The following is a 10,160-nucleotide window of genomic DNA, read 5'->3' on the forward strand; positions in this document are numbered from 1 at the left end:
CGGCCTCGGTCCACACCCGGACCAGCTCGCGCAGCACGGTCGACTTGCCCGCACCGGCGGGGCCGGTGACGGCCACCAGGCGCGGTGCGTCCGGCTCCTCGGCGACGGCCCGGACCAGCGCGACCGCGGCGGGGGCCCCGGCGAGCGGGCCGGTCGACGCGGCGGGCGTGGGGGACGTCGTCGGTGCCGCCATCCTCGTCCGCCCCTCCCGTCGCCCGATCGGGTCGCCCGATCGGGGACGGCCGAGGCTATCGGGTGCGGTGTCCGGTTCCCCCGCCGGACCCGGCAGGATCACCGGAGTGCGTGACCACGTGTGGGCGATCGTGCTGGCGGGCGGCCGGGGGCTCCGTTACGGCCGGCTGAAGCAGCTCGACGAGCTGGCCGGGTCCCGGCTGGTCGACCACACCGTCGCCGCCGCCCGGCGCACCTGTGACCGGGTCGCGCTGGTGCTGCCGTCCGGGGTGGGCTGGGACGGCGAGCCCGTCGACGCGCTCGCCGTCGGCGGGGACCACCAGTCGGAGTCCCTGCGGGCCGGGCTGGCCGTCGTGCCCGCCGAGGCGGGGGTCCTGGTCCTCGCCGACCCGGCGCACCCGCTCGCCGCCGACCGGATCTTCACCGAGGTGGTCGAGGCCGTGCGGGCGGGCGCCGACGGGGCGGTGCCGGTGGTCCCGCTGCTCGAGGTGGTGCAGCGGGTGCGCGACGGCGTCGTCGTCGACACCCTCCCCAAGCAGGACGCGGTGGTCACGCAGTCGCCGCAGGCGTTCCGCGCGGACGTGCTGCGTGCCGCGCACGCCGACGCGCCCCGGCCGGTGGAGAACTCCGGGATGCTCGCCGCGCTCGGCCACCGCGTGGTGACGGTGCCGGGGGACCCGGCGAACCTGCACGTCGCAACCCTGGAGGACCTGGCCGTCGTCCGGCTCCTGGTCAGATGAGCGTGCCGACGTCCTGGGCGACCAGGTCGTCGGTGGCCCGTTCGACGACGGCGGCGATCGTCATCGACGGGTTGCAGGCGGCCGTCGTACCGGGCATCAGCGACCCGTCGAGCACGTAGAGGCCGCGCTGGCCCCGCACCCGGCCCGCCACGTCGCAGACCGTGCCGATGCAGGCCCCGCCCAGCGGGTGCCAGGTGGTCGGCACCGCGTAGGTGGTGTCGAGGAAGGTGCCCCGCACCCCGGTGATGCGCCCCATCCGCTCGTGGATGCGCGCGGTCAGGGTGGCGTCGCCGTCGAGCGGCCAGTCGACGACGCCCTCCTGCCGGACCGGGTCCCAGCCCATCCGGCCGCGGCCGGCGCTGACGCCGTAGCCGACGAGCATCGTCGTGGTGCGGCCGAGGCCGAGCGGCAGCGGCGGCAGCGACGCCTGGATGACGGTGTTGGCCGTGGCCGGGTCCGCCCAGTCCTTCGTCCCGAACACCACCGGGCCGCCCTGGGTCGCACCGAAGTCCTCGACCAGGGAGTTCCAGGTGCAGATCCGGTCGCCGTTGGTGCCCCAGTTCTCGCCGAGCGCGTCGGGCAGGTCCGGGACCGTGTCGTGCGCGCGGGCCCGCAGCAGCAGCCGGTTGGTGTTCTGGGTGCCCGCCGCGAGCACCAGCGCCGGGGTAGTGATGATCTTCTTCTCGAGCACGGTGCCGGTCTCGTCGATCCGGTCGACGTGCGTCTCCCAGCGCCCGTCGGCCGCGCGGACGACGTCGGTGACCTGGTGCAACGGGGCGACCGTGACCCGCCCGGTCGCCTCGGCGGCGGCGAGGTAGGTGACGTCGACGGTGTGCTTGCCGCCGTTGTTCACGCCGAACGCGGCGTCGCCGTTCGTGTAGGCGGGCGTCATCTCGCCGCGCAGCTCGGCCAGCGCGTAGTCCCAGTCGATCGGCATCGGGATCTTCTCGACCTCGTAGCCGGCGGCCTCCGCCCGGTCGCGGAAGACCCGCGGGGCGCGGTACGTCGGCGAGTCGATCAGCTCGTCCGGGGCGGTGGCCAGGCGGAGCATCCGGGCGACCCGCGGGTAGTGCTCGCGGGCGAGCACCTCGTACTCCAGCTCGCGGGGCATCGTCGCGGCGAACACCTCGGCCGAGGGCTGGAGCGTCATCCCCTGGTAGAGCAGCGAGCCCCCGCCGACGCCGGCCGCGCAGAACGCGTCCATCCCGTTGCCGCCGACACGCTCCAGCAGCCCGGTGTACCGGCCGGGGGACAGCGGCACGGCGCCCGGGGTGCTCGCGGTGGGGCGCCCCAGCAGCACCGACAGCGGGTTCGGCGGTCCGTCCAGGGGGTCGGCGACCGTGTCGAGCCAGAACAGCCTGCGGTCGGGGTTCGTCGTCACCCGGGGGAAGGTCTCGGCGTCCGGCCCGGTGACCCACCGCCGTCCGCGTTCGAGGACGAGCACGTCCACACCGGCCTCGGCCAGGCGCAGCGCCGTGACGCCGCCGCCGAACCCGGAGCCGACGACGACCACCCGACGCTCCTCCCGGGTCACGCGCACCCGGGAGGGCGCGGCGGCGACCGCGGTGCCCGCGCCGAGGACCCCCAGCCCGGCGACGCCGGCAGCACCCAGCAGGACCGACCTGCGGCTGATCGAGCGCATCGGGGAGCTCCTCTCGGAAAGACACCCGACTGGACACCTGTCCACCCGTAGTCGATCACGGTAGCGGCACCGCCCGGCGCCCCGGGACCGGGGCGGTCGACGGCTAGGCTGGGCCCGGTGGACGGAGCATTCTCCCGGCGGAGCGAGGTCGCGCCGGCGACCCGGGACCGGCTGCTCACGGCCGGGGCCGAGGAGCTCGCCGACAGCGGCGCCGCGACGTTGACCGTGCGCCGGGTCGCGCGCCGGGCGGGGCTGTCCGCGGCCACCGCGTACAAGGTGTTCGCCTCGAAGGAGCACCTGCTCGCCGCGGTGTTCCTCGCCCACCTGCGCAGCGCACCGGGCGCCGAGCCCGCCGCGGACCTGCCGGTCGAGGAGCGCCTCGCCGGCTACGTCGACGGTCTGGTCGCCGCCCTCGACGGCGGCGGCGACCTCGACACCGCGCTGCGGTCGGTGTTCCTCGGCCACGACCCGGACGCGCGCCGGATCCGGGACTCGGTCGTCGCCGACTTCCAGGAGCGGTTCGACCGGGTCTGCGGCGACGACCTCACCGGCGAGGCGCGCCGCACCGCCCGGCTGCTGCTCGCGGGCACGCTGGTGCTGACCGGTACCGGCATCGACGACGCCGCCGCGGCCCGCGCGGAGCTCGTCCGGGCCGTCCGCGCGCTGCGGCCGGCCCCGGCCGGTCAGACCGCGAGCAGCTCCGTCGACCCGAGCCCCAGCTCGTCGAGCGTGGCGCGCACCTCGCCGGTGTAGACCGGGTTCATCAGCAGCACCGACCGCGGGGGCGAGTCCAGCAGGTCCTTCGGGGCGCGGATCGGCAGACCGAGCCCGCCCATGAAGCGCCCCTGCAGGCCGGGGTTGATGTCGACGACCGCGCCGACCGCGCCGGTCCCCTCCGCCCCGCCCTCGACGACGTTGAGGAAGGTCAGCCCCTTCGCCCCGCCACCCCAGACGACCACCTCGTCGCCGGTCGCGGCCCGGCCGCCGAGCCACTCCCGCCACCGTCCGACCTGGTCCGACACCCGGGTCGCGAAGTCCCGGCAGGCGCTGCGCAGCGCCTCGCGCAGGTGCGGCTCCAGCTCGGGCGCGCCCGGCGTCCCGTCCGGCCCCGCCTCGGCGACGACGTACTGGTCGGCGTAGGTCAGCCGCACCTGCGGGTCGGAGAAGCCGACCCCGGTCAGGAACGTCCGCATGGTCGCCGGGGTGAAGTAGGAGCAGTGCTCGTACTGCAGGTCCCAGAAGGCGCCCTCGTCGAGGATCCGGCCCAGGTCGGGCACCTCGGCGAGCAGCGCCCGGCCGCCGCCGCGACGCAGCCCGGCGTACAGCTCCGCGCCGAAGACGGCGAGGTCGGGGATGTGCTCCAGGGTGTGCCGGCAGACCAGGGCGGCGGTGTCCGGCTCGACCTGGTCACGCGCGAACTCCGCGGGGACGGCGGTGAGCCGGTCCGCCAGCTCCGGGCGGACCCGCTGCGGCACGAAGTGCGGGTCGATCCCGGTCACCCGGCCGACGCCGGCGCCGAGCAGCTCGGCGGCGAAGTCACCGGACCCGCACCCCACCTCGACGACGTGCCGCCCGGCCAGCCCGAACCGCGCCACCCAGTCCGCGGTGACCTCCGCGGCGTAGGCGGCGAAGCGGGGGGAGTGGTGCTGGGACTCCTCGTGGTCGCCGGTGTAGTCGAGCAGCCCCGGGTCGAAGTCGCGGTTGAACACCAGCCCGCAGCGCTCGCACAGCACGAGCACCTGGTCACCGGTGGCCACGGAACGCGCCGAGACCGGGTCGGGAAGCACCGCGGTGCCGTGCACCGGCAGCCCGGTCGCGGAGAAGAACGGGTCGCTCGCGGGCGCGTCGCACGCGGGGCAGCGGTTCAGCACCGGGCGAGACTAGCGGCAGGCCGTCACCCGTCCGTGCGCACGCTCCGCCCGGGACCGGGCCCTCAGCGGTTCAGCACGCCCTGCGGGTCCTGCGCGTCCGGGACGGCGCTGCCGGAGGTCCCGAGCAGCTTCTGCCACTGCGGGTGGTCGACGACGTCGGGCACGCTCTCCACCCGTCGTGCCGCCGCGAGCACCTCGACGGCACGGGCGGCGTCGTCCTCGGTGCCCGCGCGCACCGTGCGGGCCAGCTCCGGCCAGGTCTCCCCGCCGAGCAGGCCGTTGACGTCGTCGGCGCGGTGCGCGCGCTGGAACTCGCTCACCGCGGCCGCGGTGCGGTCGTCGAACCGGCCGTCGGGCTTACCGGTCAGCGACCCGGCGTCGCGCAGCAGGTACTGGGCCGCCTCGACCATCGGGCCGCGATCGCCGGTGCGCAGCAGCGGCCAGCTCGCCTTGGTCGACTCGGTGCGCGAGAGCCGCCTGCCCAGCAGCCCCGCCACCTCGCGGCGCAGCCGGGGCAGCGCGGCGTAGAGACGGTCACCCGGGCAGAGGGTGTTGCGGTAGTCGCGGTGGCCGTAGAGCTCGGTCGGGGCGATGCCGTAGCGCAGGCAGATGTAGGCGCAGGTGACGCGCAGCGAGTTCCACAGCGCCGGGGTCGGGTCGACCCCCATGTAGGTGCCCTCGTTCTCGATGCCGATCGCGATGACGTTCTGACCGGGCGAGTGCGCCCCCTCGACGACGCGGCGGCCCCCGTTGAGCTCGCCGAGGCTCCAGAGCCTGCCCTCCATCACGTGCCCGCCGCGCGAGATCGTGAAGTGCTGCCCCGAGTCGAGCCAGCCGTTGCGGTCCATGTGGTAGTTCTGGATCGCCCTGGCCATCCGGTGCGCGGCGCCGACGCTGTAGTCGTTCGTGTTCGCCCCGGCCGTGTGGTGCACCAGGATCCGGATCGGGCGCCGGTCCCAGACCTTCGGCGGGAACTTCGGCTTGCGCGCGCCCCACTCGAAGCAGCGCGCGATGTAGGGGACCGGCACGCCCTCGGCCAGCGGACCGGCACCGGCCGGGCCGGGCATGCCGTCCGGCCCCGGGACGGCCGACGGACCGGGCACCGGACCCGTGGCGGGCGGAGCGGGGTCGGTGGTCGGCGGCGGTCCGGCGAACGCCCGGCCGGGCAGGACCAGGCCCGCGCCGGCGACCGCACCCCCGACCAGCAGCCCGCGGCGGCTCCAGCTCTGTCCCGGCTCGCCCATCGCTGCTGCCCCCTTCGGCGGCACCGCCGGCACCGCCTCCGTCACACACGCCACATCCGTCCCGTGCGACTCCGCATTCTCTCGGTTCACGGGAAAAGGACGGCGCGGGCGCGCCGGTCGAGCGCGTCACACGGGTGGGCGGTCCCTGACGACGCAGCTGCACCTTGCTCTTGTTACCGGTCGGTAATACTCTGGAGTCAGTTACCGGCCGGTAAGTCGATCGGCCCTGGCACGAACGGCGGTGAAGGACGGATGGGCCACTACAAGAGCAACGTGCGCGACCTCGAGTTCAACCTCTTCGAGGTGTTCGAGGTACAGGACCACCTCGGGACGGGACCCTTCGAGGACGTCGACGTCGACACCGCCAAGGGCGTGCTGTCGGAGCTGTCGACCGTCTGCACCGGCCCGCTCGCCGAGCACTACGCCACGATCGACCGCAACCCGCCGGTCTTCCACCCCGAGGACCACACGGTCACCACCCCGCAGGAGCTCAAGGACGCCTACAAGGTCCTCTGGGACGGCGAGTGGTGGCGCCTCGGCCTGCCGAACGAGCTGGGCGGCATGGGCATCCCGCCGTCCGTGCAGTGGGCCGCCGCCGAGCTGATGTGCGGCTCCAACCCGGCCATCTTCATGTACATGGCCGGCCCGAACTTCGCCTCGATCCTCTACAAGAACGGCAACGAGGAGCAGAAGCGCTGGGCCCAGCTGATGATCGACCGCGGCTGGGGCGCCACCATGGTGCTGACCGAGCCGGACGCGGGCTCCGACGTCGGCGCCGGCCGCACCAAGGCGATCCAGCAGGACGACGGCACCTGGCACATCGAGGGTGTGAAGCGCTTCATCACCTCGGCCGAGCAGGACTTCACCGAGAACATCATGCACCTGGTGCTGGCCCGCCCCGAGGGCGGGAAGCCGGGCACCAAGGGCCTGTCGCTGTTCCTGGTGCCGAAGTTCCACTTCGACAGCGGGACCGGCGAGCCGGGCGAGCGCAACGGCGCCTTCGTGACCAACGTCGAGCACAAGATGGGCCTCAAGGCCTCCACGACCTGCGAGCTGACCTTCGGGGCGCACGGCACCCCGGCCGTCGGCTGGCTGCTCGGCGACGTGCACGACGGCATCGCCCAGATGTTCCAGGTCATCGAGTACGCCCGGATGATGGTCGGCACCAAGGCCATCGGCACCCTGTCGACCGGCTACCTGAACGCGCTCGAGTTCGCCAAGGAGCGCGTCCAGGGCGCGGACCTGACGAAGATGACCGACAAGACCGCGCCGCGGGTCACGATCACCCACCACCCGGACGTCCGCCGCAGCCTGATGCTGCAGAAGGCGTACGCCGAGGGCATGCGCGCCGTCTACATCTACACCGCGACCTTCCAGGACAGGGTGCGCCTCGGCGACGAGGGCAGCGGGATCAGCACCGAGCTCGCGGAGAAGGTCAACGACCTGCTCCTGCCGATCGTCAAGGGCGTCGGCTCCGAGCGCGCCACCGAGCAGCTCGTGCAGTCGCTGCAGACCCTGGGCGGGTCGGGCTTCCTGCAGGACTACCCGATCGAGCAGTACATCCGGGACGCCAAGATCGACTCCCTCTACGAGGGCACCACCGCGATCCAGTCCCAGGACTTCCTGTTCCGCAAGATCGTCCGGGACAACGGCCAGGCGCTCGCGCACGTCGCGGGCGAGGTCCAGGCGTTCATCGACTCCGACGCGGGCAACGGCCGGCTCAAGGAGGAGCGCGAGCTCCTGCGCACCGCGCTGACCGACGTGCAGGGGATGCTCGGCACGCTGACCGGCTACCTGTACGGCTCCACCAAGGACGTCACCGAGCTGTACAAGGTCGGCCAGCACACCGTGCGGCTGTTGATGGCGGTCGGCGACCTGCTCGTCGGCTGGCTGCTGCTGCGCCAGGCCACCGTCGCGCTCGCCGCACTGGGCACCGACGGCGTCTCCGCGAAGGACCGGGCCTTCTACGAGGGCAAGGTCGGCGTCGCGACCTTCTTCGCGAAGTCCGTGCTGCCCCGCCTGACCTCGGACAAGGCGATCATCGCGAACGCCGACAACGAACTCATGGAGCTCGACGAGGCCTCGTTCTGATCCGGTCGGCGATGACGAAGGGCCCCGGGCGCGGACTCCCCGCCCGGGGCCCTTCCTCGTCGTGCCCCTACTGCGCGATGTAGCTCTCCAGCTGTTCGCGTTCCTGCTCCAGCATGTCCATCCGGGCCTTGACCAGGTCGCCGATGGACACGATCCCGGCCAGCGCCCCGTCGACGATCACCGGCAGGTGCCGCACCCGGCGGTCGGTCATGATCCGGGCGAGGTCGCCGACGCCGTCGTCGGGCGAGCAGGTGACCACCTCGGTGGTCATCACCTCGGCCACCCGCGCGTCGAGCAGCGCGGCGCCGTGGCTGTGCAGCCGGCGCACCACGTCCCGCTCGGAGACGATGCCGACCAGCCGGTCCCCGTCGACGACGGGCAGTGCGCCGAGGTTCCGCTCGGCGATCGCGCGCAGCACCTCGCCCATCGAGTCCTCCGGCGCCACGGTGCTGACCGCGCTGCCCTTGCTCCTCAGAACGTCCGCGATGCGCATGGGGTACCCCGATCCCTCGCTGTCCGACGGCTGGAGGGATCAGGGTACGAATGTGACCTGGCTCTCGTCATCCCCTGACGGGGACGATCACCGGATCAGCCGCCGCACTGCACGATCGGCTGAGGGTTGTACTTGACCGTCCGCGTCTTGCTGGTCGTCTCCCCGGTCTGCACATTGCGCATGGTCCGGGTGTCGGTCGCGGTGAAGCCGGGAGAGCCCTTGCTGGCGCTGCACGGCTGGCCGGCCGGGATGTTGACGACCTGCGGCTGGGTCGGGTTCGTCCGCGGCCCGGTCGCCGAGGTGACCTCGTACATCTTCTGCCCGATGAACGAGACGGTGACGTTGCTGGGCGTCCACGCCGTGCGGATCAGCACCGGGGTCGGGCCGTCGTTGCGGAACTTGACGTCGATGAGGTCGTTGAAGACCGTCGCCTCGCGGGCCACCGGGTAGCGGCTGATGTAGTAGCTGTGCTCCTTGTGCTCGATGTCGGTCATGCCGGCGAAGTACGACGCGTTGTACAGCGTCGTCGCGAGCTGGGAGACACCGCCGCCGACGCCGCGCGCCGGGTGGCCGTCCTCGATGATGCCGGCCTCGACGTAGCCGTTGGCGGCGTTGCGGGGGTTGCTGACGCCGTTGAGGCTGAACGTCTCGCCGGGCTGCACGATCTGGCCGTTGATGGCCTCGGCGGCGCGCTTGATGTTCTGCCCCGAGTCGGCGGCGAACCCGCCGGTGGTGAACGTCGAGATCTCGGTGGCGTTGCCCAGCGACTCCAGGTCGGCCGTGGTGATCTCGGCCGGCTTGTTCGCGTAGACCGCCGCGACCGTGCGCTCGCCCTGGCCGGTGAGGATGGGCAGCACGTTCGCGAAGGTGGCGTCGTAGTCGATGCCGCGCCCGTCCTGCGACGGGACGACCCGCGGCGGCGTCGCGGCGAAGTCGAGCTGGGCGTCGATGCCGGGCTTCTCGGTGCTCGCCAGCTGCGGCTGCGCGATGTCCTCGAGGGTCTTGTTCGCGATCACCGGCTTCAGCTTCACGGGCCCCTCCGGGTCCGCGGTGAAGCGGAGCGCGGTCGTGATGTCCTCCGGGGTGATGGTCGCGTTCGCACCCTCACCGGTGATCGTCAGCGGGCCGGCGACGGCGGGCTTGGCGACCTCGTCGATGGCCTTCTGCACGTCGGCCGGGGTCGTGACGGCCTGCTCGACGATCAGCGGGAGCTGCACCGGCTCGCCGGAGGCCCACTGCTCCTCGACGACGCCGACGGCCGCGTCGACGTCGAGCTGCTGGCCGAGCTCCGGCGCGACCGGGGTCGGGGTGACTCCCTGCCACTCGACCGAGCCCTCCTTGGGCTCCTTCATGACCAGCGGGGCCATCTGCTCCAGCGCGGTGCGCACGGCGCGGTCGTCGGCGGAGTTGACCACCCCGACCTCGCGGGTGGTGAAGAACGAGGAGATCCGGGTGATCGGGTTCAGCGGCTGCTCGCCCGCCTCGTCGAGAGTGCGCGCGTAGTCGACCTGCAGGCCCGCGGCCTTCGGGTCGATCTCGGAGCTGACCTCACCGGCCTGGACCGGCACCGGCGCGGAGGAGCGGGGCTCGATCGCGGCCTGCAGCGTCTCGGTGGCCTGGGCGCGCGACATGCCGCCGATCTGCTGACCGGCGACGACGACGCCGCGCGGCACGCTGCCGGAGCTCAGCGCGAGGTCGCCGACGTAGCCGAGGACGAGCACACCGAGCGCGGCGGCCGCGACGATCAGTCCGACCGGGCGCTTGCGCTGCGGGCCGTCACCGCCCTCGCCGTCGCCGTGCCCGTCGCCGTCCCCACCACCGGGGCCGCCGGGCCCACCGGGGCCTCCCGGCCCATCCGGACCGGTCGCTCCCGCGGCGCCGAACGCA

9 protein-coding genes are annotated in these 10,160 nt (G+C 73.4%); 3 read left to right on the forward strand and 6 right to left on the reverse strand.

Annotation, left to right across the window (positions count from 1 at the left end; all coding sequences use genetic code 11):
- Positions 1–193: AAA family ATPase (locus GTW08_RS10120; protein ID WP_161151817.1), on the reverse strand; the 193-nt coding region annotated here is incomplete at its 3' end.
- 106 nt (positions 194–299) lie between these two features.
- Between GTW08_RS10120 and GTW08_RS10125 the strand changes: the two genes are divergently transcribed.
- Positions 300–932, forward strand: a complete 633-nt coding sequence (locus GTW08_RS10125) for an IspD/TarI family cytidylyltransferase (RefSeq protein WP_202416901.1) — start codon at positions 300–302, stop codon at positions 930–932.
- On the opposite strand, the gene GTW08_RS10130 is transcribed toward GTW08_RS10125, so the two are convergent.
- On the reverse strand, positions 925–2,574 hold the full coding sequence (locus GTW08_RS10130) for a GMC oxidoreductase (RefSeq protein ID WP_073576084.1): 1,650 nt from the start codon (positions 2,572–2,574) through the stop codon (positions 925–927). The two genes, GTW08_RS10125 and GTW08_RS10130, sit on opposite strands and share 8 nt — an antisense overlap.
- Before the next feature lie 117 nt (positions 2,575–2,691).
- On the opposite strand from GTW08_RS10130, the gene GTW08_RS31745 reads away from it, so the two are divergent.
- Positions 2,692–3,327: a TetR/AcrR family transcriptional regulator gene (locus GTW08_RS31745; protein ID WP_073576085.1), complete on the forward strand. Its 636-nt coding sequence runs from the start codon at positions 2,692–2,694 to the stop codon at positions 3,325–3,327.
- On the opposite strand, the gene GTW08_RS10140 is transcribed toward GTW08_RS31745, so the two are convergent.
- The gene (locus tag GTW08_RS10140; protein ID WP_073576086.1) at positions 3,258–4,445 is read right to left on the reverse strand and encodes a class I SAM-dependent methyltransferase; all 1,188 of its coding nucleotides are present in this window, start codon (positions 4,443–4,445) and stop codon (positions 3,258–3,260) included. The two genes, GTW08_RS31745 and GTW08_RS10140, sit on opposite strands and share 70 nt — an antisense overlap.
- 62 nt (positions 4,446–4,507) lie before the next feature.
- Complete coding sequence (locus tag GTW08_RS10145; RefSeq protein WP_139282846.1) at positions 4,508–5,734, reverse strand: N-acetylmuramoyl-L-alanine amidase; 1,227 nt, start codon at positions 5,732–5,734, stop codon at positions 4,508–4,510.
- 207 nt (positions 5,735–5,941) lie between these two features.
- Here GTW08_RS10145 and GTW08_RS10150 point away from each other — a divergent pair, with 207 nt between their 5' ends.
- On the forward strand, positions 5,942–7,780 hold the full coding sequence (locus GTW08_RS10150; protein ID WP_073576088.1) for an acyl-CoA dehydrogenase: 1,839 nt from the start codon (positions 5,942–5,944) through the stop codon (positions 7,778–7,780).
- 67 nt (positions 7,781–7,847) lie between these two features.
- On the opposite strand, the gene GTW08_RS10155 is transcribed toward GTW08_RS10150, so the two are convergent.
- Together GTW08_RS10155 and GTW08_RS10160 are read right to left on the reverse strand one after the other, a co-directional pair.
- Entirely contained in the window at positions 7,848–8,273 is a 426-nt protein-coding gene (locus GTW08_RS10155; protein ID WP_073576089.1) for a CBS domain-containing protein, read from the reverse strand.
- A 95-nt stretch (positions 8,274–8,368) separates the two neighbouring features.
- A partial coding sequence (locus GTW08_RS10160) for a VanW family protein (protein ID WP_202416909.1) occupies positions 8,369–10,160 on the reverse strand: 1,792 nt, incomplete at its 5' end.

Origin of the sequence: Pseudonocardia sp. SID8383 (genome assembly GCF_009864975.1) — a bacterium.
Taxonomy (GTDB): Bacteria; Actinomycetota; Actinomycetes; order Mycobacteriales; family Pseudonocardiaceae; genus Pseudonocardia; species Pseudonocardia alni.

Bases quoted from the DNA above. Each gene is read 5' to 3' on its own strand.
- GTW08_RS10150 (WP_073576088.1), top strand. From the start codon at position 5,942: ATGGGCCACTACAAGAGCAACGTGCGCGACCTCGAGTTCAACCTCTTC.
- GTW08_RS10130 (WP_073576084.1), bottom strand. From the start codon at position 2,574: ATGCGCTCGATCAGCCGCAGGTCGGTCCTGCTGGGTGCTGCCGGCGTC.
- GTW08_RS10155 (WP_073576089.1), bottom strand. From the start codon at position 8,273: ATGCGCATCGCGGACGTTCTGAGGAGCAAGGGCAGCGCGGTCAGCACC.